Below are 25,064 nucleotides of genomic sequence, written 5' to 3' on the forward strand. Positions count from 1 at the left end.
TCCCGGCCGATCATAAGCCCCCCAGAAACGGGGAAATGCCTTGTTGACCTGTCAGCACATAAGATGGATGAACGTGAGATTTCTCAACGACCTCGAGCCACATTACGACCTGACCTATAGCGACGTGTTCATGGTCCCGTCGCGTTCCGCGGTCGGCTCCCGGCTCGCCGTCGATCTTTCGACGAACGACGGCACGGGCACCACCATCCCGATCGTCGTGGCCAACATGACGGCAGTCGCCGGGCGGCGCATGGCCGAGACCGTCGCGCGGCGCGGCGGCATCACCGTGATCCCGCAGGACATTCCGCTCGACGTCGTGGCGGAGGTCGTCGACTGGGTCAAGAAGCGCGACCTCGTCCACGACACGCCCCTCACCCTGACCCCGCACGACACCGTCGGCGAGGCCCTGCAACTGCTGCCCAAGCGGGCGCACAACGCGATCATCGTGGTCGACTGGGAGAACCGCCCCGTCGGCGTCGTCACCGAGGCCGACTGCCGCGACGTGGACATGTTCACGCAACTCTCCCACGTCATGTCGAGCGAGCTGCTCACGCTGCCCGCCGGGCTCGACCCGCGCACCGCCTTCGACCGCCTGCACGAGGGCCGGCACCGGCTGGCGCCCATCGTGGACGGCGAAGGGCGGCTCGTCGGCATCCTCACCCGCACGGGCGCCCTGCGCGCCACCCTCTACCAGCCGGCCGTGGACGCCGGGGGCAAGCTGCGCATCGCCGCCGCCGTCGGCGTGAACGGCGACGTCGCCGCCAAGGCCAAGGAACTGCTGGAGGCCGGGATCGACTGCCTGGTCGTCGACACCGCGCACGGCCACCAGGACAAGATGGTCGCCGCGCTGCGCGCCGTCAGGGCCCTCGACCCCGGCGTGCCCGTCGCCGCAGGCAACGTCGTCACCGCCGACGGCGTGCGCGACCTGGTGGACGCCGGAGCCGACATCCTCAAGGTCGGCGTCGGGCCAGGCGCCATGTGCACCACCCGGATGATGACCGGCGTCGGCCGGCCGCAGTTCTCCGCCGTGCTGGAGTGCGCCGCCGAGGCCCGCCGCCTGGGACGGCACGTGTGGGCCGACGGCGGCGTGCGCCACCCGCGTGACGTGGCGCTGGCCCTGGCCGCCGGGGCGTCGAACGTGATGATCGGGTCGTGGTTCGCGGGGACGTACGAGTCGCCCGGCGACACCCACCACGACGCGAACGGGCGGGCGTACAAGGAGAACTACGGCATGGCCTCCGCGCGGGCCGTGCGGCTGCGGACGGCCGAGGACTCCGCGTTCGACCGGGCCAGGAAGGCGCTGTTCGAAGAGGGCATCTCGACGTCCAGGATGTACCTCGATCCGAAGCGGCCCAGTGTGGAGGACCAGATCGACGCCATCGTGGCCGGGCTGCGGTCGTCGTGCACGTACGCGGGGGCCTCGACCCTGGAGGAGTTCCACGCCAAGGCCGTCGTGGGGATCCAGAGCGGGTCGGGGTACGCGGAGGGCATGCCACTGCACCAGAGCTGGTGAGGGGGCGCCTCCTGCGCCGGTGATTCTTGCACCGGTGATTCTTGCGCCGGTGATTCTTGCGTCGGCGCCTCCTGCGCCGGTGACTCCCTACGTCTGGGTTCTGCGCCAGCCGCCCGCCGCGTTGATGCCGCCGTCCACGTGCAGCGTCGTGCCGGTCACGAACCTGGCCAGGTCACCGGCCAGGAACACGGCCGCCGCGGCGGCGTCGCAGGGCTCGCCCAGGTGGCCGAGCGGCGGCACGCGTACCGGCTCGTAGGGCAGCGGGCGGGCCAGCATGCGCTCGCGCACGCCCCCCTCGCCCTCGGTCGGGATCGCATCGGGGGCGATGGCGTTCACCCTGACGCCCCTGGGCGCCAGCTCCAGCGCCAGCGACTTCGTCAGGCTCTCCACGGCCGCCTTCATGGCCGCGTACACGGCGAAACCGGGCGCGGCCTGATGGGCCTCGCTCGACGTCACGTTGATGATCGACGCGCCCGGGAGCATCAACGGCAGCAAAGCCCGGATCATGCCGGTGACCTGCGTGAAGTTCTCCTCGATGAGGATCTGCTCGCCGCGCGCCGAGGTGTCGGCGAACCCGGCGTGAAAGGTGCCGCCCGCGTTGTTGACCAGCACGTCCACCCGGCCCCACCGCTCGCGTACGGCCTGGGCGAAGACCTCCACCGCCACGTGGTCGCGCACGTCGAGCGTCATCGCCAGCTCGCCGTCGGGCTTGTCGCGGTCGCAGACCGCGACGTGCGCGCCGAACGCGGCGAACGCCTCCGCGATGGCCAGGCCGAGGCCTCTGGCAGCCCCGGTGACGACGGCCACGCGGCCGGTGAGCAGGAACGCGTCGGGAGAAAGGGCGGCCATGAACGTTGACGATATCCCGAGCGCATAGAGTCGTCGGGTCCATTCTCTTCGAGAACAACCGTCAACAGGAGCACTTTCGTGGCACTCCAGAAGCCCGAGATCGATTTTCCGGGCGGCGAACCGCCCAAGGACCTCGAGATCGAGGACCTGACCGTCGGCGACGGCGACGAGGCCAAGCCCGGCCAGAACGTGCGCGTCCACTACGTGGGCGTGTCCTTCTCGACCGGGGAGGAGTTCGACGCGTCGTGGAACCGCGGCCAGCCGTTCGAGTTCCCACTGGGCGCCGGGCGCGTCATCGGGGGCTGGGACCAGGGCGTGGCGGGCATGAAGGTCGGCGGCCGGCGCAAGCTGGTCATCCCGCCGCACCTCGGCTACGGCACCCGTGGCGCCCCTCCGCGCATCAAGCCGAACGAGACGCTCATCTTCGTCGTCGACCTGCTCGGCGTGAGCTGACGTTCCCGCGGTGAGGCGCCGGCGCATGGCGGCCCGGCGCCTTCCCGCGCCCCTCGCGCGCCCTTTCCGTGTCGCTCGCGCGCCCTTCGCGCACCCCTCGCGCGCCCTTCGCGCACCCCTCGCGCGCCCTTCGCGCACCCCTCGCGCACCCCTCGCGCGCCCTTCGCGCACCCCTCGCGCGCCCTTCCCGTGTCGCTCGCGCGCCCTTCCCCTGTTGCTCGCGCGCCCTTCGCGCGCCCTTCGTGTCCTTCCCCCGTGCCTTGCCGCGCCCCTCGGCACACGGGCGGATATCGGTCTTCTTCCGCTCATCGACACACGGGTCAATTTCAAGTGGGGAAATGTCGTCGGCTTGAGGCACGATAGGCGTGTGCTTCTGATCGACGTGGTCCGGGTGTCCGAGGCGGTGACGCGCACGTCCGCGAGGCTCGGCAAGGTGGGTCACCTGGCGGAGCTGCTGGGCCGGGTCGGGCCCGAAGAGGCGGAGATCGCGATCTCCTACCTGTCGGGCGAGCTGCCGCAGCGGCAGGTCGGCGTGGGCTGGCGCACGCTGGAGGACATCCCGCAGCCCAAGCTCGCCGCCACCGCCACGCTCACCGACGCCGACCGGCTGCTGAGCCGGATCAAGGCCGTGTCGGGCCCTGGCTCGCAGGCGGCGCGCAAGGCGCTGGTGGCCGAGCTGTTCGCGGGGCTGACCAGCCAGGAGCAGCAGTTCATGCGGCGGCTGCTGCACGGCGAGCTGCGCCAGGGCGCGCTCGACGGCGTCATGATCGAGGCCGTCGCCAAGGCCTCCGGCGCGCCGTCGGCCGACGTGCGCCGCGCGCTGACGCTGCGCGGCTGGCTTCCGGCCGTGGGCGCCGCGGCGCTGAGCGGCGGGGTGCCCGCGCTGCACGCGTTCCGGCTGGAGGTCGGGCGGGCGGTCGCGCCCATGCTGGCGGGCAGCGCGCCGAACGTGGCCGCGGCCCTGGAGAAGGCGGGCGCGCCTGCGGCGCTGGAGTGGAAGCTCGACGGCGTACGCGTCCAGGCTCACCGATCGGGCACCGAGGTGCGCGTCTTCACCCGCACGCTCGACGACATCACGCCGCAGGTGCCTGAATTGGTCGAGGCGGTGCTGGAGATGCCGTCCGCCGACCTCGTCCTCGACGGCGAGGTGATCGCGCTGCGCCCCGACGGGCGGCCGCACCCGTTCCAGGTGACCGCCGGCCGTGTCTCCAGCAAGACGAACGTGGCCGCGCTGCGCGAGCAGACGCCGCTGAGCGTGTTCTTCTTCGACGCCCTGCGCGTGGACGGCGCCGACCTGCTCGACCTGCCCTACGCCCAGCGCCAGGAGGCCCTGGCCCGCACGGTTCCGCAGGGCCTGTTGACGCCGCGGCTGGTGAGCGGCGACGTCGCCGAGGCGGAGAAGTTCTTCATCGACGTCGTCAAGGCCGGGCACGAGGGCCTGGTGGTCAAGTCGCTGGCCTCGCCCTACGCGGCTGGGCGGCGCGGGGCGGGCTGGATCAAGGTGAAGCCCCGTCACACGCTCGACCTGGTGGTCCTGGCCGCCGAGTGGGGCCACGGCAGGCGCGAGGGCAAGCTGTCCAACCTGCACCTGGGGGCGCGCGACCCGGAGGGCGGGTTCGTGATGCTGGGCAAGACGTTCAAGGGGCTGACGGACGAGCTGCTGGCCTGGCAGACCCAGCGCTTCCTGGAGCTGGCCGAGGGGCCGACCGACGAGTGGACGGTGCGGCTGCGGCCCGAGCTGGTCGTGGAGATCGCCTTCGACGGGGTGCAGCGCTCGCCGCGTTACCCGGGGGGCATGGCGCTGCGCTTCGCCCGGGTGCTGCGATACCGGCCGGACAAGCGGGTCGAGGACGCCGACACCGTCGAGACCGTGCGTTCCCTGATGCTCTGATCCTTTTGGTGTTCTCCGGAAACCTGAAGATCCACGGCGTACGCTCGGCTTGGTGGCACCCTTTGCGGCTTAAGTGAGATATTTCACTGGACGTCCCATTAAGTTGCCTTTACCTGCTCTTTGTCGCATATGTTCGTGCCCATCGCGCGGGATCCCCCACCCCGCGCCAGGATCGGCCGCCGCATGCCCCCACTCCCCACGGACCCGGCCTTTCCCCGTCCTTTCCCCTATCTAGGACCGTGGTTTACCTTGGGTCAGCACACCCGCAAGCCGTCTCCCCAGGACCCTCGCGAGCCGTCCGGCTCCCAGCGCAAGGCCACCTCGAACCCCAGCCCGCAGCGCAAGGCCACCTCGAACCCCAGCCCGCAGCGTAAGGCCACCTCGAACCCCAGCCCGCAGCGTAAGGCCACCTCGAACCCCAGCTCACAGCGCAAGACCACCTCGAACCGGCGCCGCTGGACCACCGTCGCCGCCGGCGCGGCCGTCGTCGCCGCCGCCTCCACCACCGCCTGGGCCGCCATCGGCAACGACTCCCCCGCCCGGACGACGGCCTCCACTCCGAAGCCCTCCTCGTCCCCCGTCCCCGAGGCCCCCAAGGCTCCTGCCGCTGCGGCGGCCCGGCAGCCTTCCTCGCAGCCGAGCCCGTCCACCACGAAGCAGCCCAGATCCCCGCAGCCCTCCCCGGCCACCGCGGCCCCATCCCACCGGACCTCGGACTCTTCCCCCGAGACCTCGCAGCCTTCCCCCCAGGCTTCGAAGGAGGCCGCGCATCAGGCCGAGTCCAAGGTCCGGACGGAGACCGCCAAGACAGAGGCCACAAAGGCGCCAAAGTTCCGCGTCCTGTCCGCCGGAAGCTGCGGCGCCTCCTACTACGGCGAGCCCCAGATGACCGCCAGCGGCGAACGCTTCAACCCCTCCGCCATGACCGCCGCCCACAAGACCCTCCCTCTGGGCAGCAAGGTCCGCGTCACCAACTCGGACAACGGCGAGTCCGTCACGGTCCGCATCAACGACCGCGGCCCCTACATCGGCGGACGCTGCCTCGACCTGTCCAAAGCCGCCTTCGCCGCCATCGGGAACATCAACTCCGGAGTGATGCGGGTCAAGTACGAGGTGCTCGGCCGCCGCTAGCGGAAAGCGCCCGCGAATTACCCCTCTGCGGCCCGCAGGTCACTTCACCAGGCGAATTGTCATCGGGTAACGGAAATTGCCCTCCGACAACGCCGAGACGCCGCCGACGATCGACAGGATTAGGGCCGCGACCCAGATGAACGGCACCAGCACGATCCCGACCACGGTCAGCGGCAGCAATATCGAAGCGCCGACGACCGTGATCTGGAAGTTCAGCGCCTCCAGCGCGTGCTTGCGAATGTAAGGCGAGGTCTTCCCGCCGGTGAGCAGCAGGAGCAGCGGGCCGAGGATCGGGAAACCGACGATCGGCAGCGCGTGCGCGAGAGCTCCGCCGAGGCGCTCGTTGCTCTCCGCCATCCCCGCCGGAGCCGCCGGATGCGAAAGCGCGGCGGCCCTGGGCACGGCCTGCTGGCCGTAAAGCTCGTTCATGATGGGCACGAGGTCGCCGTGCGTGCGCGCCGTCATGGCACGCTCCAGGCGGTCGTCGAATTCGAGCTTGTCGAAGCGGCCTTCCGCGTATGCGGCTTTGACGTGCTCGACCACGTTCTCTCGGTCCTGGTTGGTGACGCGCAGATGAGCTGGCGGCACCTGTCCCGGCCCAGGGGTTTTCGGTACCCCAGCCATAATCGCCATGCCTCTCCTCAGAGAATCGAACGGTCTCCTCACATACTGCGTCCTGCTTGCCCGGGGTGCCATCGGGAGAATCCCGGATTCGTCCCCTAGATCATCCCCGACGCGGCGGCTCCAGACGGTATAAAAAGGATTCATGAGATGGCGAGACCGCTACGGCATTCGTCGACTGCGCGGCAGAAAGATCGCGAAGTTCGACCGCGAGGCGACTGACGCCGACATCGAGGCGCTCATCGCCTTCGCCCGTTCGCGGCGCGGTGTCGAGTTCTACGTCGAGCCGGAGACGTTCGCCACCGACACGACCGCCGTGGCGGTGGCCGACGACGGCGAGTGGACCAGGCGAAGGGTCGGCTCGCCCGCTGTGATCCACAAGGTCGCCCGTGATCTTGCCTTGCCTGTGTACGACGTTCAGCTCACCGGGTACCCGCAGCGGATGCGTGCGTACAACGAGCGTCGCAGGAAGGAAGAAGGCAACCTCTGACGCCCCTCCCCTGGCCCGCGCGCGCGGCGCTCGGGCCAGGTCGATCTCTCGTCACATCAGGGTGCGGGCGTACGCGGCGTTGGTGTAGTCGCGCCACTCGACGATCCGGCCGTCGCGCAGCCGGTAGACCGCCATGTTCCTGATCGGGGCGAGCGGGCGGCCGGGCAGGGCGAGCCCGTGGATCTGTTCCGCGATGACGACGTCGCCGTTCACCGCCTGGTGGAGGGTGGTGAACTCGACGCGTTCCATGGCGGAGAAGACCCCGGCCCACATGCTGATCACCTGGTCACGGCCCCTGATCTCGCGGTCGCCGTAGTTCTCGAACACGATGTCCGGGTCGAGGTAGGGGGTGAGCCTGGTGGCGTTCATGGTGGCGAAGAGGCTGACGAACTCCTTGACGACGGCGCCGTTGTCGATGGTGGTCTGGGTGTCGCTCATGGTTGTCGCTCCTGTCCTGTGCAAAGAAATCAACTGCGAGGGGATCGGCTCCGAGGGGGATCGGCCCGGGGAATCGGCTCCGGGGAATCGGCTCCGGGGAATCGGCTCCGGGGAATCGGCTCCGAGCGGGGATCAGCATCGGGAAGATCAGCTCCAAGCGGGGATCAGCATCGGAGGATCAGCGCAGCTTGCGGAAGGTCTCCCTGATGTCCTGGGTGAAGGCCTCAGGGTTCTCGTAGTGCACGAAGTGGCCGCCCTTCATGTGGGCGTTGACGTTGATCACGTTGAACGAGCCGCGCGTCGGGCCGTTCTCGAAGGCGGCGATCCGCTCCTCCACGGTGTTCACCCCGGGCGGGTAGGCGTCGCCCAGCAGGAAGGTGAAGCCGGCCGGCGGCTCGACGACGGGCTGGCGGTCGTGCGAGGGCACCCACGGGTAGCGCACCGCGTTGCGGTACATCCGGATCGACGAGCCGATGGCCTGGTTCACCCAGAAGGCGGTGGCCTCGGCGAGGATGAAGTCGCGCGGGAAGTTCGCCGCGAAGTCGCCCCGCTTGTCACTCCACTTCTTCCAGCGCCGCAGGAGCCAGGCGAGCATGCCGATGGGCGAGTCGTTCAGGCCGTGGGTGAGGGTCGATCCGTCGAGCATGTGCACCGCCACGTGCGAGACGTACGTGCTGACCAGGTTCTCCAAGCCGGCCCGCAGCTCGGGAGTGGCGTCCTCGGGGATCTTCGCGCCGTCGGTCAGGTCCCAGAACCGCTCGTTGGCGAACTGCCCCGGCGGCAGGTCGTGACCGAAGTGCAGGCCGATGATGCTGTCCGCGTACTTGTGGCCGAGCGCGCTGGTGACGAGGGCGCCGTAGTCGGAGCCCGCGGCGGCGTATCTCTCGTGACCCAGCACGTCCTTCATCAGCTTGTGCATGATGTCGGCGATCTTCCAGTAGTTGAGATCACCCCTGCCGACGGGGGTTGACCAGGCGAAGCCGGGCAGGTCGGGGATGATGACGTCGAACGAGTCCGCCGGGTCGCCGCCGTGCGCGGCGGGGTCCGTGAGCGGGCCGATCAGCGGCAGGCTGAACCCGCTCGACCACGGCCAGCCCGACAGCACCACGAGCGGCACCGGGTTCGGCCCCTTGCCGGGCACGCGATAGTAGTGCACGGGCGTGCCGTCGATCTCCACCTTGTACTGGTCGTGGGCGTTCAGCCGCTGCTCCTGGGCCCGCCAGTCGAACCCGTCCGCCCAGTACTCGACGAGCGGTTTGAGGTAGGCGGTACTGATTCCGTAGTACTCCTCCTCGTTGTCCAGGTCGTCGAAGAAGCGGGTCCTCCTCAGGCGATCCCTGAGGTCGTCCAGGGCCTCCTGGGGCACGTCGATCTTGTACGGTTCCGGCTTGTTCGCGCTGTTCATGGCATTACTGCTTTCGTCCGTGTGGTGGTGGTCGTGGTCAGTAGGTGAAGTCGAGGCGGACCCGGGTCTGCCTGAGCTCGGCGATGCGCCACGAGCCGCCCGCCTTGACGAAGCGGGCGTGGTAGTGGCCGAAGCCGTGCATGGACCTGAACGGGATGTCCTCGGACGTGGGGGCGTCGTCAGGCCTGCTGACGATGTCCTCCATGGCCCAGACGCCGTGGGCTTCGGTGGCGGAGCCGACGTCGATCTCGTCGGAGAACAGGTGGTGGACCAGAGTCACGCCGGGGCCGCCGCTGGCGCCGACCGTGGCGGCGATCGCGTCCTTGCCCTCCATGCGGAGCCAGACTGATCCGTCCGGTTTGAGGGGGGTGAAGGTGCCGTCCGGGGTGAACAGGTTCGCCAGGTCCTGCCAGCGCTGGTGGTCGGCGTATCGGACGTAGCGGGCCATCAGACGACGTAGCTCTTCGATTGTGGTCAGACGCTCGACGGCATCCATGTGGATTATCCCTTTCAGTGCCATGGAGAGGGTGTCTCGCCCGGTTCTGGACCCCACGGTCCACTCATCTTGCGACTCTAAAAATGGACTCGCAAGTCCAGAACCGCGCGGTGTGGTGAAAGATGTGCCGCAGGTCACCCGTGGACGCCGTCACAAGGATCGGCTCACCGGCATCTTTCCGACGTCGTCGTCAACAACGCGGGTACGGCCTGGGCGGCGCCGTGGAGGAACTGACGGAACGCGTCATGCGTGGCGAGGGTAGTGGCCACATCATCCAGATCTCGTCGGTCGGGGGTGTTTCCGCGGCGATGCTCATGGGCGGGTAAAAAGCGTCCAAGTGGGCCATGGAAGGGCTGAGCGAAGCCCTCGCATAGAAAGTCGGTGGCTTCGGTGTCAAGGTGACCCTGTCGGGGGCGGCGGCGGTGAACTGACCAAGGCGTGCTGACAAGGGGCGGGGAGGTGTGGCAGGGCGGCAATCCAGGTGAGGGGCGGGCCGAGGGCGGGAGGTCGGCCCGCTTGCCTCGGCTCCGGAGCCGGCCCGCTCGTCCGGCCGTTACTCGAGGGGTGGGGGCGGGTCCTCCTCGTCGAGGAGGTCGATCAAGGGGAGTAGCCAGACGGCGCAGGCCGGGCCCATGGTTTCGTCCAGCTCGGCCGGGGTGGGGAGGCGGCCCTGGAGGATGGTGGGGTTGAGCAGGTTCTGGAGGGCGTGCATGAGGAGGTTGGCCATCGAGTAGCCGGGGTCGACCGTCAGGGCGCGTTCGAGGGCGATGGTGGCCTGGACGCTGTTGCCCGCCCGCCAGGCCGCCATCGCCAGCAGGGACGCGACCGGCGGCGTGAAGCGGGGCTCCAGTCTGCGGGTCAGGTCTTTCCAGAGGAGGGAGTGGGAGTCGTTCATCAGGGTCCATGCCTCGTCGCGGACTCTCATGATCGTCAGGTCCAGGCCGAGTCTTGCCGCCTCCGCGTCGTTGAGGCGGCCGCCGTCGGAGTGGGTCTCCAGCGCCGACCGGACTCTGATCAGGGCCTCGGACACGAACTGTTCGGCGAAGGTGTTCAGGTCGGGGGCGGCCATGAGCCGGGCCTGGAAGTCCGCGATGGCCGCTGACGTGGCTCGGCGCATCGCCATCCGCACGGGGCCGGTGATCGGAGCCAGTGTGCGCTCAAGGGCCTCGCGATTGGGGAGGGCCACGAGGCCGCGTACCGTGGCCTCGGCCGCGATCTGGCTGGAGGACAGGTCGTACGGGGTGCCGTCCGCTGGGCAGCAGGCGGGCAGGTCGCAGACGTACGACCAGTAGCGGCCCTCATGGGCGCGCAGGGCCTCGCTTACGTGGACGCCGTCCATGCGTGCCAGCCGTCTGGCCTCGTCGACCGCCGGGGTGACCAGGTCTCCCGGGCCGTAGCCGACGATGACGATCTCCGTGATGCCCTCGCGGCCGAACAGGGGTGACATCGGGTCGAGTGTGCCCGGCGGGAAGGGGAGGCCCCATCTGGCCACCATCGTCGCCTGGCCTCGCGACAGGCCTATGACGATGAGGCTGGTGGTGGGGTGGAAGCCGACGAGGTAGGGGACGGCGGCCAGGACGTCGGTGGGGCTGGACAGGGTTAGGCAGGGCTCCGGGGTGAAGGAGGGAGCCAGATCGGTGGGGGCCAGGTTGGTGGGACTCAGGTCGGTGGGGCTCAGGTCGGTGGGGCTCAAGTCGGTGGTGGGCAGGGGTGCTGGGGTGGCACGTTCCTGCTGGTCCTGCCGACCCAGATGGGAGGGTGAGGGGGTGGGGCGGTTGCTCGTCATGGGTCCACAGGGTGCCGGGTTTTGAAGGGGCGAAATGGGACTGCGCCCGGTTCTGTGGATAACGGGGAGGTGGGGGTGGGTGGCTGTGGATAACCGACTCGGAATGGTGGGGCCCGGCGGGTGGCTGGGTTGGTGGAGGGACGGGTTCGTGGAGGGACGGGTTCGTGGAGGGACGGCCCGGCGGGTGGCTGGACCGGCTGGGTTGGTGGAGGGCTGAGCCGATGGAGGGCTGGGTCGGCCGGGGTGGTTGGAAGTGTGCGGGCGCCGGTGACGACAACGCCGGCGCCCGGGGCGGTCAGGTGATCGGCTGGCCGGCCTGCTTCATCACCACGGCACCGGCCCCTCAGCGCTGAAGAATCCCGCGGTGGGTCCGTCCCCGTCGAGTGTGGCCAGCCGCACCAGCACCGTGGCTCCCTGGGCGGGGGTGAGGAAGCCGCTGTGGTTGTTGATGTCCGTCGCGACGTAGCCGGGAGCGGCCGCGTTGACCAGGATGCCGTCCTTGCGCAGTTCGTTGGCGTACTGCACCGTCAGGGCGTTCAGCGCGGTCTTGGAAGGCGAGTACGCCGCCGACGTCGGCAGGTCCGTCAGGGGGCCGTTCGGGTCGGCGGCGATGGTCAGGGAGCCGCCGCCGCTGCTGACGTTGACGATGCGGGGCGACGGCGAGCGCCGCAGCAGCGGGAGCATGGCGTTGGTCAGGGCGATCACGCCGAAGACGTTGGTCTCGAACACCGTGCGCACCATGTCGAGGTTCACGGTGCTGGGGATCTGGTCTACGGCGTCCTTGGGGGAGACCTGGCCTGAGCCGGTGATGCCGGCGTTGTTGATCAACACGTCGAGGTGGCCGAAGCGCTGGTCGATCCAGGTGGCGGCTTGGTCGATGGTGGACTGGTCGGTCACGTCCAGGGTGAGCGCGTGGGCGTCGCCGCCCGCCGCGCGTATGGACGTTGCCGCTTCCGCACCGCGCTGCGGGTCTCTGGCACCGATCAGGACCGTCATGCCCAGGGCGGCGAGCTGGGCTGCGGCGGCGCGGCCGATTCCCTTGTTCGCGCCGGTGATCAAGGCCACCTTCTGGGGTGTGCTGTGCTCGTTCATGATCAAACTCCTGTTAGGGGGATGGTTCGTCTTTCCCGGGACGAGACAGCCCCTCCGGTCTGTGACATCACGACATGGCGGCGGGCGGCGGGCGGCGGCGGCGGCACCATGTCACAGAAGGTGCTGGCTGTCTCGTCTCGGTGGTGGAGACAGAGATGCGGGCCGGGAGGGTGATGGTCGTGAGGGTGTGTGCGGAGAGTGGCGGGGCGGCAGGGTGACGCGGGCCGAGGAGTTCGAGGAGTTGCGGCCGCTGCTGTTCTCGATCGCCTACCGGATCCTGGGCAGCGTGAGCGAGGCCGAGGACGCGGTGCAGGAGACCTGGCTGCGGTACGCGGCCTCAGCGACGGAGCCGGTGTCGGCCAAGGCGTTCCTGGCGGCCACGGTGTCCCGGATCGCGATCGACGTGCTGCGTTCCGCCCGGATGCGGCGGGAGGAGTATGCCGGGGAGTGGTTCCCCGAGCCGCTGCTGTCCGACCCGTACGAGGATCCGGAACGCTCGGCGGAGCTGGCCGACTCGGTGTCGATGGCGGCCCTGTTGCTGCTGGAGCGGCTCAGCCCGCTCGAACGGGCGGTCTTCGTGCTGCGGGAGGTGTTCGGCTTCGGGTTCGGTGAGGTGGCGTCGGCGGTGGGGCGCTCGGAGGCGGCGTGCCGGCAGCTCGCCGTGCGGGCGCGCAGGCACATGGATGCGGGACGTGCCCGGTTCGAGGCGGATCGGCGGGAACGTGCGGAGCTCGCCGAACGGTTCTTCGACGCCTTCCGGAAGGGGGATGTGGAGGGGTTGAGGAAGCTGCTGGCCGCTGACGTGCAGATGGTCGGTGACAGTGGGGGTAAGGCGCCGTTGTGGGGCAAGGGGGTCCTCGGGGCTGAGAGTGTGGCTCGGACGCTGGCCGCGCTCGTGGTGCCGTTCGTGCGGATCGGTGGTGTCGTGGAGCCGCGTGAGATGAACGGTCAGCCTGGGGCGATCTTCCGTGATCGGGATGGCAGGGTTGTCAACATCTTGGCGCTCGACATCCTGGGCGGGCAGGTTCAGGCGATTCGGGCGGTGATCAACCCCGACAAGCTCGGGCATCTGGGCCCGGTTGGGGATGCGTGGGGGGTGGTTCGGGAGGCGAACCGGGCTCGCCGCCGCGATGGGGGTGGGGCGACGGCCGGCGAAGTGCCACGTGTCGAGGACTGACCGCTGATCGGGACGAGCTAAGGGAGACGCGGCGGTGGGGTGGCGGGCTGGTGCGGGTTCTCACCGCAGCTGTGCGGGCCGCCCGTCCGCACCCGTCCCACCACCAGGAGCCACCCGCTCACGTACGAGCATCGCCGCCCCCGCCACCGCCGCCGGCATCGCGATGACGGCGATGAAGGGCACCAGGAAGAGCAGGAAGACCGCCACCCCGAACCCCAGAGCACTGGCCTTGTTGGCGCGCAGCAGCGCGAAGCGTTGCTTGCGGGCCATGCCGCGCCGTTCGAGAGCGAGCGTGGTGAGCTCTACTGTCAGGAAAAATCCGGACACGAGGGCGCCCAGGACCGGCACCACCGTCTGCCCCACCACCGGCACGAACCCCAGGAAGAACAGCGGAATGGTGAACAGCAGCACGTAGAAGAGCGTCACCAGGCTGTCGCGGATGGAGCGCGGCAACGTCCGCCACCACGGCTGCTCGTGCTCCGTCTCCAGCACGTCCACCGCCGCCGACAGCTTCTCGTAGAACGGCTCCCCGATGGCCAGCGTGAGCGCCGCGAACGTCAGCACGGCCAGCACCACTCCCCCGCCGAACAGGGCGATGCCCACGAGGGTCCTGAACAGCTCCCGCCAGCTCCACGAGTCGGCGAACGGCGTCAGGAACTCGGCCACGCCCATCGCGTTCGTCCCGAGGTAGATGAGCACCCCGGCGTAGAGCGCGAACGCGATCAACGCCGGGATCAGCCCGAACAGCCACCACCGGCCGTTCCTGGCGACCCAGCCGAACCCTTGCAGGAAGAAGCCGACACCGGCCGTGAAGTCGCGCACTGATCGCATGCCCGGCAGGCTAGCGCCAGAACGACGTGACCGCGTAGCCCAGCTCGGCGAACAGGTCGCGGACGAGCGGCAGGGAGATGCCGAGCACGTTGCCGTGGTCGCCCTCGATGCCCTCGACGAACCAGCCGCCGCGCCCCTCGATGCTGAACGCGCCGGCCAGGCCGAGCGGCTCGTCGGTGGCGGCGTAGGCGGCGATCTCCTCCTCGGAGGGCTGGCCGAAGCGCACGACGGTGGTGGCGACCTCGGCCACCTGGCGGCCGGCCGCCACGTCGATGAGGCAGTGGCCGGTGACGAGGCGGCCCGTGCGGCCCCGCATGAGGCGCCAGCGCTCGATCACCTCCTCGCGGGTGGCGGGCTTGCCGTACGGGCGCCCGTCGAGCTCGAGGATCGAGTCGCAGCCGATGACCAGCCCCTCTTCGAGCCCGCCCGCGACCTTCTCCGCCTTGGCCGTGGCCAGCACCTTGCTGAGCGCTGCCGGCGAGTGGGCCGAGTAGGTGTCCTCGTCGACCCCGCTGACGATCACCTTCGGGTCGAGACCCGCGTTGCGCAGAAGGGCGAGGCGGGCGGGGGAAGCAGAGGCCAAGACGATCACTGGCCTAGCCTACCGGTCACCAGTCGGGGTTCGACCTGCCCGGGGCCACCTCCCGCTCGCTGCGGAGCGGATCGTGGTAGGGGTCGTAAGGGCCAGCCTGCCGTGGCACCGCCGCACCGCCGAAGATGCTGCCCAGCAGGCTGCCGAGCAGTTCGCCGAGCCCGCCGGGGATGGCGGACTCCTCGCGGTTGAGGTCGTCGGCCACGGCGTCGGCGTCCATGTCGCGGCTGGCGGCCCGGCTGGCCAGCAGCGACATGATCATCGGTGCGATCAGCGGCAGCAGCTTCATGAGGGTCGCGGAGTTCACCCCGGCGAGCTGCGAGAGCCGCACCGCCGCCTGCTCCGTGCCCTGCCCGCCCAGGACGTGGCCGAGGATGCTGTGCCCGTCGCGGGTCAGCGAGGCCACGTCGCCGTTGAACGGGTCGGCGTCCATGTGGTCGTCCAGCGCTCCGCGCAGGGCGTCGGCGCCGTCGGGATGGTTGGCGTTGCGGGCCATGCCGCCGACGATGGTGCCGGACACGGCCTCGATGACCTTGCGGGCGGTCAGCGCGTCCGTGCCGAGCATGCCGGCGATCTGCTCCACTCCTTGGTCTCCGAGTCCGGCGAGAAGCTCGTCATTCAGTGTCACGACGGTCCCCCGATCAGTCTGTCTCGGGAAAGCTGCCCTCGCCGGGCTCGTACCAACGTCCGATTTGTCCTAATTCTCGGAAAAGTGCGCCGGGACCGGAGCGGCGGACGGACGGTCGTCGGCCTGCCTGGGGAGCCCGGCGGCGGTGTACGCGCCGATCTCGTCCAGCGTCTCGTGCTCCAGCAGGGCCTCCACGATCGCGTCCAGCTTGTCGCGGTTCTCGGTGAGGATGCGGACGGCGCGCTCGTAGCACTCGTCCACGATCCGCCGGGCCTCCTCGTCCACCATGGCGAGCGTGACGGGCGAGGCCTGCGGCGGCTGGCCGTCGTTGGGCAGGATGGTCAGCGGGCCGACCTTCTCCGACATGCCCCACCGGCCCACCATGCCGCGCGCGATCATGGTGACCTGCTCCAGGTCGTTCTCCGCGCCGGTGGTGATGACGCCGTACACGACCTGCTCGGCCGCCATGCCGCCGAGCGCGCCGGTGATCCGCCCGCGCAGGTACTGCTCGTCGTAGGCGTACCGGTCGGTGTCGGGCGTGGAGAGCGTGACGCCCAGCGCCCGGCCGCGCGGGATGATCGAGATCTTGCGTACGGGGTCGGCGCCCGGCTGGAGCATGCCCAGCAGCGCGTGACCGGCCTCGTGGAAGGCCGTCCTGGTGCGCTCCTCCTCCGGCATGACGATGCTGCGCGCCGCGCCGAGCTGCAGCTTCTCCAGCGCGTCCGCGAAGTCGGACATCGTGACCTTCTCCTTGCCGCGCTTGGCGGCGAGCAGAGCGGCCTCGTTGACCAGGTTCGCCAGGTCGGCGCCGGTCATGCCGGGCGTGGTCTTGGCGAGCTGCTGCACGTCGACCAGGCCGTCGAGCGGCACGCCGCGGGTGTGCACGGCCAGGATCGCCGCGCGCCCGGCCGCGTCGGGCAGGCCCACCTGCACCGTACGGTCGAAGCGCCCGGGACGCAGCAGCGCCGGGTCGAGGATCTCGGGCCGGTTCGTGGCGCCGATGACGATCACGCCCTCGGCCCCGGAGAAGCCGTCCATCTCGGTGAGGATCTGGTTCAGCGTCTGCTCGCGCTCGTCGTGGCCGCCGATGCCGCCCGCGCCGCCCCTGGCCCGCCCGATGGCGTCGATCTCGTCGATGAACACGATCGACGGCGCCACCTTGCGCGCCTCCTCGAACAGGTCGCGAACGCGCGAGGCGCCCACGCCGACGATCATCTCGATGAACTCGGAGGCGCTGGCCGAGAAGTACGGCACCTTGGCCTCACCGGCGACCGCCCTGGCGAGCAGCGTCTTGCCGGTGCCGGGAGGGCCGGCCAGCAGCACGCCCTTGGGCAGCTTGGCGCCCAGCTTGCGGTACTTGCCGGGGTCCTTGAGGTAGTCGACGATCTCGACGAGCTCGTTCTCGACCTCGTCGATGCCCGCGACGTCCTCGAACGTGACGCGCACCTTGCCGGCCTCGACCGGCTTGGCCGCCTTCGACTTGCCGAGCCCGCCCAGGCCGCCGCCCATCATGCTGGCGCCGCGCCGCATGATCCAGATCCACAGGCCGGCCAGCAGCAGCACGGGGAGCAGCGACAGCAGGAGGTTGGAGAAGAAGCCCCGGGTGATGGGCTGCGAGGTGATCTCGACCTGCCCCGTGGCGAGCTGCTGATCGAGCTGGTCGGTGTTGGCGAAGGCCGGGATCTCGGTGGCGAACTTGGTGTACTGCTCGCCGCCCTCCGGGTTCTTCGCCGCCGTCCGCAGGTCGCCCTCGACCGACAGGCCCTGGGCGTAGATGTCCTTGACGTTCTTGGCGTTCACCTGCTTGGTGAACTCGGTGTACGAGATCGTCTCGACGGAGCCGCTGTCGACGAACGACGAGACGACGAAGAAGCCGGCGTAGACGATGAGCAGGGTGACGACGAAACGCCACCAGTTGATCTTGGGCTTGCCTCCGGGCGTGCCCGGCAGGCCCTCCGAGCGCCAGGGCGGCTTGCCCTTGCCCTTGTTCGGAGCCTGCGGCGGTCCAGAGCGTTCCACGGCGTCACTCCCCATTATCGCCGCATTCATGATCTTTCTAGCCTAGAACACGCACCCCTGAGGCCACGCGGCCGATGTCACGCCACTGCTTGCGCTGCGAGTCAGGCACTGTTACGAACGCAAGACCCGGTTTGCTTGTTCCCCCGTCCATGACCACGACGGCGGCCCGCGACGTGCGCTTGCCGTAGGTGACCCGGTAGACGAGCAGCCAGCCGCCCTTGGCGGGCTGCGAGGCCAGCCAGGTGATCCTGGAGCCCTTGGGGTGGTGGTTGAGCGTCCAGCGGGCGGCCAGCAGGGCCGTGTCGCGGGGCGACTTCTGCTCCATGATCGGCAGCGGGCAGGTGACGAACATCCCGCGCGGGCTGGCGCCGCGCTGCTTGGGCAGCACCTGCTTGGTGGTGAACGGCGCCGCCCCGTACGACTTCCACGGCCCCGGCAGCCTCGGCACCGCCAGGCCGGAGCGCGTGTCCTTGACGAAGCGCTTGCCGGGGGAGGGCAGGCGCATGCGCTTGACCGCGCGGGTCAGCCGGGGGACGCGCGGGTCGGCGTACAGGGCCTCCATGGCCGTGTAACCGGGCGCCAGCGAGGAGCCGGGAGTGGGCGTCGCCCGGGGAGCCGAGGACGACGCCGCAGCCGGGGTGGCGGGCGCCCCGGTGGCAGGCGCGTCCGTGGCGGAGGCGTTCGCTGAGGGCGCATCCGTGGCAGGCGCATCCGCGGCGGGGGCGTTCGCTGAGGGCGCACGGGCGGACGGCGCCGCGGCGGCGCCCGGGGAGGGGGGGGAGCGGGAGGGGGGTGGCGCGGTCGGCGGCGCGGTTGCCGGCCCCGCCACGACCTCGTCCGGCTCGGACGGGAGCACCACGACCACCGCCGCGGCGACGACCGCGGCGACGGCGGCGGCCAAGGCCAGCCCCCGGTACACCACCCGCATGCGCAGATCGCCTATGCGGGAGCGTTTGGGCGGAGAAGCCGGGATCGCGCGCCTTTCGGCCGTTATCACTCGGGAATCCTTGATCTCATCTTCCCCATGGAGCACGACGGGAGCGTACGACATATCCCGCCATTGCGCCCCGGAAGCTACCGAAGTGCAATCATGGCGTGGTGGAACAGGTTGAGCTGCGATTCGACCACGCCTCGCGAGCGGCCCAGACGCACACGAACCTCTCGGCGATCCGGCAGAGCTCCACCGGCCTCTGGGTGGCCGGCGACGAGACCGCCTCCTTCGAACATCTGACCTGGACCGGCGACCACTACGGCGACCAGCGCACCTTCATGCTGGCCGACTACATCGCCCTGCCCGCGGGCCCCGAGGACGAGGCCGACATCGAGGGCATGGCGCGGGCGAACGGCTACCTCTGGCTGGTCGGCTCGCACAGCCTGAAGCGCAGGAAGGTCAGGGCCAAGGACCCCGAGCGGGGCCCCGAGCGGCTGGCCACCCTGGTCAGGGAGGAGAACCGCTTCATCCTGGCCCGCCTCCCCCTCGACCCCGGCACCGAGGAGCCGCGCAAGGGCTCCGTGCTGTCGGGCGGCCAGAGCCTCACCGCGCATCTGCGGAACGATCCACATCTCGCGCCGTTCCTGGCCCTGCCGGGCAAGGACAACGGGCTCGACGTCGAGGGCATCGTGGTCACGCCGGACCGCATCTACCTCGGCCTGCGCGGGCCCGTCCTGCGGGGCTGGGCGGTGGTGCTGGAGCTGCGGGTCGAGGACGCGGGCAAGGGGCGGCTGCGGCTGAGCGAGCCGTACCGCAAGCACTTCCTGAACCTGAGCGGGCTCGGCGTGCGCGACATGTGCCCGGACGGGAACGCGCTGCTGCTCCTGGCGGGGCCGACCATGGACCTCGACGGCCCGGTGCGGGTGGTGCGCTGGCGGCCCGGCGGCAAGCGGCAGGGCATCGTCCCCGCCGACGAGCTGGAGACGGTGCTGGAGCTGCCGTACGGCGTGGGCTGCGACCATCCTGAGGGGCTGGCGCGGCTGTCGGACGGCAGGCTCATCGTGGTCTACGACAGCCCGTCACCCGCCAGGATCACCCCGGCGGGCGGCGTGATCGCGGACGTCTTCAGAATCGGGTGACGCGGCCCGCCAGCCAGGGCGCGTCGGCCACGAACGTGCACGACCCCGGCTCGATCTCGGTGAACCCCGCGTCACGCACCACGGGCAGCCCGGCCGCCACCATGGCGTCGAACTGCTCCTGCCCGGCCGCCGTCCGCACGGACACCGCCAGGCCGCGCTCCCGCCAGGCCGCCCGCTCCCGGGCGTCGCTGGCCCACCAGGCGAGCTGGGCGGCGTGCCCGGCCTGCGCCATGGCCTTGCCCGCCGACATCTCCAGCGCCGGGTTGGCCCAGAGCACCGGCACCCCGGCGGGCCCGGGCGCGGCGGTGCCGGTCGGTCCGGTGCCGGTCGGTCCAGTGCCGGTCGGTCCGGTGCCGGTCGGTCCAGTGCCGGTCGGTCCGGTGCCGGTCGGTCCAGTGCCGGTCGGTCCGGTGCCGGTCGGTCCAGTGCCGGTCGGTCCGGTGCCGGTCGGTTCGGTGTCGGTCAGCTCGGTGCCCGACACCTGGAGCCGGGCCAGGTCGCGCGGCCAGTCGTCGAGGGGCACGGGCGGGTGCACGCGCACCTCGGCGGTGCGGTGCTCGATCGTGCGGCCGGGCAGCGCGACGGCGCGGCGCCACTCGGCGCCCCGCGCCCGCCGCACGACCTTGCGGATCTTCCCGGTGGACTGCCAGGCGCGCAGCTCCTCGGCGAACTCTCCCGGGTCGTCCAGCAGGCTCAGCACGGCCATGGCGGCCGCTTCCAGCGCGTCGGTACGCTCGGGCGGCGCGGCTCGCTCGATCCGCACGACCAGGGGCAGGACATAAAGCTCGGCGTTCATCGCCCTCTAGCATGCCCGATGGCCAGGGACATGCCGGCGGCCAGGAGGCACAGGGCGCCGGCGGCGTACCAGGCGAGGTCGTAGGCGCCCAGGTGGTCGCGGGTGAGCCCGGCCCCCACGGCCGCGATGGCGGCGCCGACCTGGTGGGAACCGAACACCCAGCCGAAGACCACGGCCCCGTCGGCCCCGTAGATCCGCCGGCACAGGGCGACCGTGGGCGGCACGGTGGCGACCCAGTCGAGCCCGTAGAAGATGATGAAGATCAGCATGCTGGGCTCGGTGGTGGCCGCGAACAGACCGGGCAGCACCATCAGCGACAGCCCGCGCAGGGCGTAGTAGACGCCGAGCAGCACCTTGGGGTCGACCTTGTCGCTGAGCCAGCCCGAGGCGATCGTGCCCGCGATGTCGAAGATGCCGATGATCGCCAGCAGGCCCGCGGCGACGGGCTCGGCCATGCCGTGGTCGTGAGCCGCGGGGATGAAGTGGGTGCCGACCAGGCCGTTCGTGCTGGCCCCGCAGATCGCGAAGCCGCCGGCGAGCAGCCAGAACGGCCGGGTCCGCGCGGCGGAGACGAGCACGGTGACGGCCCTGAGCGCCGCGTTGGTTCTGACAGGCTCCGGGCGCACCGCGCCGGGAGCCGCGCCGAGGGCGGTGGTGCCCACGTCCTCGGGACGATCGCGCAGCAGCCACCACACGAACGGCACCACGGCCAGCGCCGCCACGGCCACGGTCAGGGAGGCGAAGCGCCACCCGGGCCCCTGCGCGAGCTGGGCGAGCACCGGCAGGAACACGAGCTGCCCGGTCGCGCCGGCGGCGGTGAGCACGCCGGTCACCAGCCCGCGGTGGCGCACGAACCAGCGGTCCACCACGGTCGCCGCGAACACCAGCGCCATCGACCCCGTGCCCAGCCCGACCAGCACGCCCCAGCAGAGCAGGAGCTGCCAGCTCGCCGTCATCAGCACGGTGAGGCCGCTGCCCGCCGCGATCAGCAGCAGCGCGACGGCGACCACGCGGCGCATGCCGAAGCGGTCCATGAGGGCGGCGGCGAAGGGGGCCGTCAGCCCGTAGAGCACCAGATTCACGGAGACGGCCAGCGAGATGGTGCCGGCCGACCAGCCGAACTCCTCCTGCAGCGGGGTGATCAGCACGCCGGGGGTGGCGCGGAAGCCTGCCGACCCCAGGATCGCCACGAACGCGACGGCCGCGACGTACCAGGCCCGGTGCAGCCCTCGGCGGGTGGTGCTCATTGTCATCCGCCAATAGTGATTTATCCCCTTACATGGTCACGAGTGGCCGGAAAGCCAATATGTGTAAGAATCCGGCCATGGAACGTCATCGCGTCGCCGTCGTGGTGCTCGACCACTTCGCCCCGCTCGACCTCGGCGTGCCCGGCCAGGTGTTCTGGGCGGCGGAGACGGCGTCGGGCGAGAAGCTGTACGAGGTGGTCACCTGCTCGCAGGACCGCATGCCGGTGCGGTGCGGCGCGGGTTACAGCGTGCTGCCCGACCACGACCTGTCCGTGCTCGACACCGCCGACACCGTCGTGGTGCCCGGCATCCACGCGGGCCGCGCGATGAAGGACGGCACGATCAAGGACCCGCTGCGGGAGGCCCTGCAAGCACGGCCGAGGACGATGTCGATCTGCACGGGCTCGTTCGTGCTGGCGGCGGCCGGTCTGCTCGACGGCCGCCCCGCCACCACGCACTGGCGGGAGGCCGCCCGCTTCGCCGAGCTCTTCCCGCAGGTCAAGCTGGACCCGGACGTGCTGTTCGTGGACGACGGCGACGTGCTGACCTCGGCGGGCGTGGCCGCGGGCCTGGACCTGTGCCTGCACGTGGTCAGGCGCGACCACGGCAGCGAGGTGGCCAACCGGGCGGCCAGGCGCTGCGTCATGCCGCCGTGGCGGGACGGCGGCCAGGCCCAGTACATCGAACGGCCCCTGCCGTACGGCAGCGGCGGCGGCACGGCGGCCACCCGCGACTGGATGCTCGCCCACCTCGACGCCCCGCTCGACCTGAACGCGCTGGCCGGGCACGCCAGGATGAGCGTGCGCACGTTCACCAGGCGCTTCCGCGAGGAGACCGGACAGAGCCCGGCCAAGTGGCTGAACGGCCAGCGCGTGCAGCACGCCAGGCGGCTGCTGGAGACGACGGAGCTGGGCGTGGAGGAGGTGGCCAGGCGGGCGGGGTTCGGCACGGCGGTCTCGCTGCGACAGCACCTGCACGCGGCCGTGGGCGTGTCACCGCTCGCCTACCGCCACACCTTCCGCCGCACCCTCTGATCCGCCGCGAACTCCCGATCACGCACTTTCCGGATCACTCAACCGCCCGGCTCTCTGAGGTGTCCTAAGGGGGCGGAGGTGCGAGTGGACGATCCGACGTTCGAGAACTTCGTGGCGCAGCGCCTGCCTGCGCTGTACCGCTACGCCATGGTCCTGACCCAGAACCGGCACGACGCCGAGGACCTGGTGCAGGAGGCGCTCACCCGCACCGGCCTGCGCTGGTCCGCCGTCAGGCGGAAGGACTCCCCCGAGGCGTACGTCCGCACGGCCATGATCCGCATCATGGCCAACCGCTGGCGGCGGCCCAGGCGCGAGGTCAGTGTGGCGGCGCCGCCCGAGACCGTGGCCGAGGACCTCGGTCTGGCACGCCTGCTGGACGACGCGGGAGTGCGTTCCCGGGTCGCCGAGCTGCCACCCCGTACGCGCGCCGTCCTGGTGCTGCGTTACGTCGAGGAGCGCAGCGACGAGGAGATCGCCCGGCTGCTGGGCTGCAGCCGGAGCAGCGTCAAGAGCCAGGCGTCGCGGGGGCTCGCCCGGCTCCGCGAGGCCGTCGACCGTACGGAGGTGGATCATGGATGACCCGAGGAACCGGCCTGCCACGCTGCCCGGTGCGGAGGTGCGGCATGGATGACCTGGAGAACCGGCTGGCCACGCTGCTCGGCGAGGCCGGCGCGGGCGACCCGCCCCCCGGCCTGGCGGACCGGATCCACCGGTCGGTGGCCACCCGGCGCAGGAACCGCCGCGCGTCCTGGCTGGCCGGGGTGTCCGGCGTGGCGGCGGTGCTCATCGCGGCGCCGCTGACACTGCGGGGCGGGGACGGCGAGACGGCCGCCACGGTCGCCCCCGAGCCCGCCGTCACGGTCGCTCCAGAACCGCGGCCCACCGTCACCATGACCGTCACCGGCTCGCCGCCGCCTTCGAACGGGCCCACACCCACGAGGACCATCACGGTCTCCCCCGGGCGGCCGCCCGGCACCCGGGCGTTCGAGGAGCGGCTGCGGACGGTCGTGGCGGTGACGAGCCTGGCCACGATCGGGGCCCGCACGGCGTCCGGCGAGCCGTTCGCCCCCGCGGCGCTCGGCTCCGACGGCACCGTGCTCGGCCTCACCCCCGGCGGGAAGGCGGCGCAGGCTCCCGCGAGCGGCGGCACGCCAGAGCGCGCGGGCTTCCCCGCGCAGGGGGGCCTGGGAGCGGCGGAAGGGCTGCGCACCTGGACGCAGGGCGGCGAGCAGCACTGCCGCACGGCCGACGGAGCCACGCGCACGATCAGCCCGCAGGGCGCCGACCCGGAGGCCCCCGTCTGGGTGGACGGCGGCGTGATCGCCGGCAGCGACGTCATGCGGCAGCCGTGGGTGTCCACGGGCTGCGCGAAGCCCGGCAAGACGATCACGGACGGGACGGCGGTGGCGTTCTCCTACCCCTACCTGTTCACCGTCGAGCCCGCCAACGCCAGGAAGCTGCGGATGGTGGACGTGCGGACGCTGAAGGTCGCGGCAGAGCAACCGCTGCCGGAAGGGGTGCGGCCGCAGACGATGGGCAAGCCCGCGCAGCAGTGGTACGCGGCCGCCACCGACACGGCGTTCGTCTGGGTGGCCGAGGGCATGCTGCACTCGGGGTCGTTCGGCGACTGGCGGTCGAAGAGGACGTTCGGCACGGTGCCGAAGCCCGGCAAGGGGAAGCAGGCCCGTATGACGGCCGGGGACCGGCTGGTCGTGTACACGACGGGCAGCCTCTCGCTGGTGCACGACCCGCGGACGGGTGTCACGCTCAAGCAGCCCGGCCTGGCGCTGGCGGCCGGCCCGTGGTTGTTGTGGCAGCAGGGCGGCGCCTACCGGCTGGCCCGCGTGCAGTGAGCGGTTCAGGAGGGCAGGCGCTTCTCGAACCAGTGGTGCGCGTAGCGCTCGTCGTTGAAGGCGGGCACCTCGGCGTACCCTGACGACCGGTAGAGGGCGATGGCCTCGGTGAGCGCCCGGTTGGTCTCCAGGCGCAGGGTGCGCACGCCCTGCCCGGCGGCGTGCGACTCCGCCTCGGCGAGCAGCCGGCGCCCCAGGCCCAGGCCCCGGGTGGACGGGGCGACCCACATGCGTTTGAGCTCGGCCGTCGCCGTCCCGGGGTGCAGCTTGAGCGCCACGCAGCCCACCGGCTCGGCGTGCAGCGTGGCGACGAGCAGCATCCCGGCGGGCGGGCACAGCTCGGCGTCGGTGGCCGGGAGGCTGCGCGCCGGGTCGAACCCGCCCTCGAAGCGGCCGCCCAGCTCGGTGACGTAGGACGTCAGGCAGTGGCGGGCGGCGGGATGGCGCGGGTCGAGCACGCCGACCTCCACCATGGACGCGGCGAGCAGGCGCTCGACCTCGGCCATCGCGCTCACCAGCCGCTCGCGCTGCCCGGCGGACAGCGGCGCGAGCATGGCGGCGGCCGACTCGTCGGAGCGGCGGTCGAGCCCCCGCCCCCCCGGGGCGCCCCCCGGGGGGGGGCTGGGGGGGGGGGCGCGCCCCGCGGGGCCCG

General features: G+C 71.1%; 26 protein-coding genes. 10 read left to right on the top strand and 16 right to left on the bottom strand.

Going from position 1 to position 25,064, the window contains the following annotated elements:
• The first annotated feature begins 73 nt into the window (after positions 1 to 73).
• The gene (locus FXF51_RS47480; RefSeq protein WP_148441406.1) at positions 74 to 1,513 is read left to right on the top strand and encodes a GuaB1 family IMP dehydrogenase-related protein; all 1,440 of its coding nucleotides are present in this window, start codon (positions 74 to 76) and stop codon (positions 1,511 to 1,513) included.
• Between the two features lie 87 nt (positions 1,514 to 1,600).
• Here the strand turns inward: FXF51_RS47480 and FXF51_RS47485 are convergent, their stop codons facing one another.
• Complete coding sequence (locus FXF51_RS47485) at positions 1,601 to 2,362, bottom strand: SDR family NAD(P)-dependent oxidoreductase (RefSeq protein ID WP_148441407.1); 762 nt, start codon at positions 2,360 to 2,362, stop codon at positions 1,601 to 1,603.
• A 78-nt stretch (positions 2,363 to 2,440) separates the two neighbouring features.
• Here FXF51_RS47485 and FXF51_RS47490 point away from each other — a divergent pair, with 78 nt between their 5' ends.
• Positions 2,441 to 2,815: an FKBP-type peptidyl-prolyl cis-trans isomerase gene (locus FXF51_RS47490; RefSeq protein ID WP_148441408.1), complete on the top strand. Its 375-nt coding sequence runs from the start codon at positions 2,441 to 2,443 to the stop codon at positions 2,813 to 2,815.
• Between the two features lie 367 nt (positions 2,816 to 3,182).
• Positions 3,183 to 4,706 (top strand): ATP-dependent DNA ligase, encoded by a 1,524-nt coding sequence (locus FXF51_RS47495; RefSeq protein ID WP_148441409.1) that lies wholly within the window; start codon positions 3,183 to 3,185, stop codon positions 4,704 to 4,706.
• 254 nt (positions 4,707 to 4,960) lie between these two features.
• Here FXF51_RS47495 and FXF51_RS63175 read toward each other — a convergent pair whose 3' ends face one another.
• Positions 4,961 to 5,395, bottom strand: a complete 435-nt coding sequence (locus FXF51_RS63175; RefSeq protein WP_262380322.1) for a hypothetical protein — start codon at positions 5,393 to 5,395, stop codon at positions 4,961 to 4,963.
• Between the two features lie 151 nt (positions 5,396 to 5,546).
• Between FXF51_RS63175 and FXF51_RS63180 the strand changes: the two genes are divergently transcribed.
• The gene (locus FXF51_RS63180) at positions 5,547 to 5,837 is read left to right on the top strand and encodes a septal ring lytic transglycosylase RlpA family protein (protein ID WP_316247676.1); all 291 of its coding nucleotides are present in this window, start codon (positions 5,547 to 5,549) and stop codon (positions 5,835 to 5,837) included.
• Between the two features lie 39 nt (positions 5,838 to 5,876).
• On the opposite strand, the gene FXF51_RS47505 is transcribed toward FXF51_RS63180, so the two are convergent.
• Complete coding sequence (locus FXF51_RS47505; protein WP_262380318.1) at positions 5,877 to 6,470, bottom strand: DUF1707 and DUF4870 domain-containing protein; 594 nt, start codon at positions 6,468 to 6,470, stop codon at positions 5,877 to 5,879.
• A gap of 133 nt (positions 6,471 to 6,603) precedes the next feature.
• Here FXF51_RS47505 and FXF51_RS47510 point away from each other — a divergent pair, with 133 nt between their 5' ends.
• Positions 6,604 to 6,948, top strand: coding sequence for a hypothetical protein (locus tag FXF51_RS47510; RefSeq protein ID WP_148441410.1), 345 nt, complete (start codon positions 6,604 to 6,606; stop codon positions 6,946 to 6,948).
• 51 nt (positions 6,949 to 6,999) lie between these two features.
• Here FXF51_RS47510 and FXF51_RS47515 read toward each other — a convergent pair whose 3' ends face one another.
• The 5 genes from FXF51_RS47515 to FXF51_RS47540 form a co-directional block, all read right to left on the bottom strand.
• Positions 7,000 to 7,386, bottom strand: coding sequence for a nuclear transport factor 2 family protein (locus tag FXF51_RS47515; RefSeq protein ID WP_148441411.1), 387 nt, complete (start codon positions 7,384 to 7,386; stop codon positions 7,000 to 7,002).
• Between the two features lie 178 nt (positions 7,387 to 7,564).
• Entirely contained in the window at positions 7,565 to 8,791 is a 1,227-nt protein-coding gene (locus FXF51_RS47520) for an epoxide hydrolase family protein (RefSeq protein ID WP_148441412.1), read from the bottom strand.
• A gap of 37 nt (positions 8,792 to 8,828) precedes the next feature.
• Positions 8,829 to 9,287: a nuclear transport factor 2 family protein gene (locus FXF51_RS47525; RefSeq protein ID WP_148441413.1), complete on the bottom strand. Its 459-nt coding sequence runs from the start codon at positions 9,285 to 9,287 to the stop codon at positions 8,829 to 8,831.
• A 553-nt stretch (positions 9,288 to 9,840) separates the two neighbouring features.
• Positions 9,841 to 11,073 carry a DUF4192 domain-containing protein gene (locus FXF51_RS47530; RefSeq protein WP_148441414.1) on the bottom strand — a complete coding sequence of 411 codons (1,233 nt, stop codon included), beginning with the start codon at positions 11,071 to 11,073 and terminating at the stop codon, positions 9,841 to 9,843.
• A 324-nt stretch (positions 11,074 to 11,397) separates the two neighbouring features.
• Complete coding sequence (locus FXF51_RS47540) at positions 11,398 to 12,165, bottom strand: SDR family oxidoreductase (protein ID WP_148441416.1); 768 nt, start codon at positions 12,163 to 12,165, stop codon at positions 11,398 to 11,400.
• Positions 12,166 to 12,379: 214 nt separating this feature from the next.
• Here FXF51_RS47540 and FXF51_RS47545 point away from each other — a divergent pair, with 214 nt between their 5' ends.
• Complete coding sequence (locus FXF51_RS47545) at positions 12,380 to 13,342, top strand: RNA polymerase sigma-70 factor (protein WP_148441417.1); 963 nt, start codon at positions 12,380 to 12,382, stop codon at positions 13,340 to 13,342.
• A gap of 60 nt (positions 13,343 to 13,402) precedes the next feature.
• Here the strand turns inward: FXF51_RS47545 and FXF51_RS47550 are convergent, their stop codons facing one another.
• From FXF51_RS47550 to FXF51_RS47570, 5 genes are all read right to left on the bottom strand, one after another.
• Positions 13,403 to 14,173, bottom strand: a complete 771-nt coding sequence (locus FXF51_RS47550) for an EI24 domain-containing protein (protein ID WP_187414974.1) — start codon at positions 14,171 to 14,173, stop codon at positions 13,403 to 13,405.
• Positions 14,174 to 14,183: 10 nt separating this feature from the next.
• Complete coding sequence (locus tag FXF51_RS47555) at positions 14,184 to 14,765, bottom strand: Maf family protein (protein ID WP_148441418.1); 582 nt, start codon at positions 14,763 to 14,765, stop codon at positions 14,184 to 14,186.
• A gap of 16 nt (positions 14,766 to 14,781) precedes the next feature.
• Entirely contained in the window at positions 14,782 to 15,393 is a 612-nt protein-coding gene (locus FXF51_RS47560; protein ID WP_148441419.1) for a DUF937 domain-containing protein, read from the bottom strand.
• Between the two features lie 69 nt (positions 15,394 to 15,462).
• Complete coding sequence (ftsH, locus tag FXF51_RS47565; RefSeq protein ID WP_262380319.1) at positions 15,463 to 17,412, bottom strand: ATP-dependent zinc metalloprotease FtsH; 1,950 nt, start codon at positions 17,410 to 17,412, stop codon at positions 15,463 to 15,465.
• A gap of 37 nt (positions 17,413 to 17,449) precedes the next feature.
• On the bottom strand, positions 17,450 to 18,340 hold the full coding sequence (locus tag FXF51_RS47570; RefSeq protein WP_148441420.1) for a hypothetical protein: 891 nt from the start codon (positions 18,338 to 18,340) through the stop codon (positions 17,450 to 17,452).
• 167 nt (positions 18,341 to 18,507) lie between these two features.
• Here FXF51_RS47570 and FXF51_RS47575 point away from each other — a divergent pair, with 167 nt between their 5' ends.
• Positions 18,508 to 19,482: a DUF3616 domain-containing protein gene (locus tag FXF51_RS47575; protein ID WP_148441421.1), complete on the top strand. Its 975-nt coding sequence runs from the start codon at positions 18,508 to 18,510 to the stop codon at positions 19,480 to 19,482.
• Here FXF51_RS47575 and FXF51_RS63185 read toward each other — a convergent pair.
• Positions 19,469 to 20,278, bottom strand: a complete 810-nt coding sequence (locus FXF51_RS63185; protein ID WP_262380320.1) for an aminoacyl-tRNA hydrolase — start codon at positions 20,276 to 20,278, stop codon at positions 19,469 to 19,471. The genes FXF51_RS47575 and FXF51_RS63185 overlap by 14 nt on opposite strands.
• On the bottom strand, positions 20,275 to 21,531 hold the full coding sequence (locus FXF51_RS47590) for an MFS transporter (RefSeq protein WP_187414976.1): 1,257 nt from the start codon (positions 21,529 to 21,531) through the stop codon (positions 20,275 to 20,277). Before FXF51_RS47590 ends, FXF51_RS63185 begins: the two co-directional genes overlap by 4 nt.
• 71 nt (positions 21,532 to 21,602) lie before the next feature.
• Between FXF51_RS47590 and FXF51_RS47595 the strand changes: the two genes are divergently transcribed.
• The 3 genes from FXF51_RS47595 to FXF51_RS47605 all read left to right on the top strand — a co-directional run bounded on the left by FXF51_RS47595 (position 21,603) and on the right by FXF51_RS47605 (position 24,412).
• Positions 21,603 to 22,559: a GlxA family transcriptional regulator gene (locus FXF51_RS47595; protein WP_262380321.1), complete on the top strand. Its 957-nt coding sequence runs from the start codon at positions 21,603 to 21,605 to the stop codon at positions 22,557 to 22,559.
• 78 nt (positions 22,560 to 22,637) lie between these two features.
• Positions 22,638 to 23,138: a SigE family RNA polymerase sigma factor gene (locus FXF51_RS47600; RefSeq protein ID WP_148441423.1), complete on the top strand. Its 501-nt coding sequence runs from the start codon at positions 22,638 to 22,640 to the stop codon at positions 23,136 to 23,138.
• A 44-nt stretch (positions 23,139 to 23,182) separates the two neighbouring features.
• Positions 23,183 to 24,412 carry a hypothetical protein gene (locus tag FXF51_RS47605; protein ID WP_148441424.1) on the top strand — a complete coding sequence of 410 codons (1,230 nt, stop codon included), beginning with the start codon at positions 23,183 to 23,185 and terminating at the stop codon, positions 24,410 to 24,412.
• A gap of 5 nt (positions 24,413 to 24,417) precedes the next feature.
• Here the strand turns inward: FXF51_RS47605 and FXF51_RS47610 are convergent.
• On the bottom strand, positions 24,418 to 25,064 hold a 647-nt coding region (locus FXF51_RS47610), incomplete at its 5' end, for a GNAT family N-acetyltransferase (protein WP_148441425.1).

It is taken from the genome of Nonomuraea sp. PA05 (assembly GCF_008086045.1).
GTDB classification, from domain to species: domain Bacteria; phylum Actinomycetota; class Actinomycetes; order Streptosporangiales; family Streptosporangiaceae; genus Nonomuraea; species Nonomuraea monospora.

Coding starts and splice junctions, on each gene's coding strand:
- FXF51_RS47485 (WP_148441407.1), bottom strand. CDS start 2,362: ATGGCCGCCCTTTCTCCCGACGCGTTCCTGCTCACCGGCCGCGTGGCC.
- FXF51_RS47550 (WP_187414974.1), bottom strand. CDS start 14,173: ATGCGATCAGTGCGCGACTTCACGGCCGGTGTCGGCTTCTTCCTGCAA.
- FXF51_RS47510 (WP_148441410.1), top strand. CDS start 6,604: ATGAGATGGCGAGACCGCTACGGCATTCGTCGACTGCGCGGCAGAAAG.
- FXF51_RS63185 (WP_262380320.1), bottom strand. CDS start 20,278: ATGAACGCCGAGCTTTATGTCCTGCCCCTGGTCGTGCGGATCGAGCGA.
- FXF51_RS47590 (WP_187414976.1), bottom strand. CDS start 21,531: ATGACAATGAGCACCACCCGCCGAGGGCTGCACCGGGCCTGGTACGTC.
- FXF51_RS47605 (WP_148441424.1), top strand. CDS start 23,183: ATGGATGACCTGGAGAACCGGCTGGCCACGCTGCTCGGCGAGGCCGGC.
- FXF51_RS47570 (WP_148441420.1), bottom strand. CDS start 18,340: ATGCGGGTGGTGTACCGGGGGCTGGCCTTGGCCGCCGCCGTCGCCGCG.
- FXF51_RS47540 (WP_148441416.1), bottom strand. CDS start 12,165: ATGAACGAGCACAGCACACCCCAGAAGGTGGCCTTGATCACCGGCGCG.
- FXF51_RS47505 (WP_262380318.1), bottom strand. CDS start 6,470: ATGGCGATTATGGCTGGGGTACCGAAAACCCCTGGGCCGGGACAGGTG.
- FXF51_RS47515 (WP_148441411.1), bottom strand. CDS start 7,386: ATGAGCGACACCCAGACCACCATCGACAACGGCGCCGTCGTCAAGGAG.
- FXF51_RS47525 (WP_148441413.1), bottom strand. CDS start 9,287: ATGGATGCCGTCGAGCGTCTGACCACAATCGAAGAGCTACGTCGTCTG.
- FXF51_RS47595 (WP_262380321.1), top strand. CDS start 21,603: ATGGAACGTCATCGCGTCGCCGTCGTGGTGCTCGACCACTTCGCCCCG.
- FXF51_RS47520 (WP_148441412.1), bottom strand. CDS start 8,791: ATGAACAGCGCGAACAAGCCGGAACCGTACAAGATCGACGTGCCCCAG.
- FXF51_RS47530 (WP_148441414.1), bottom strand. CDS start 11,073: ATGACGAGCAACCGCCCCACCCCCTCACCCTCCCATCTGGGTCGGCAG.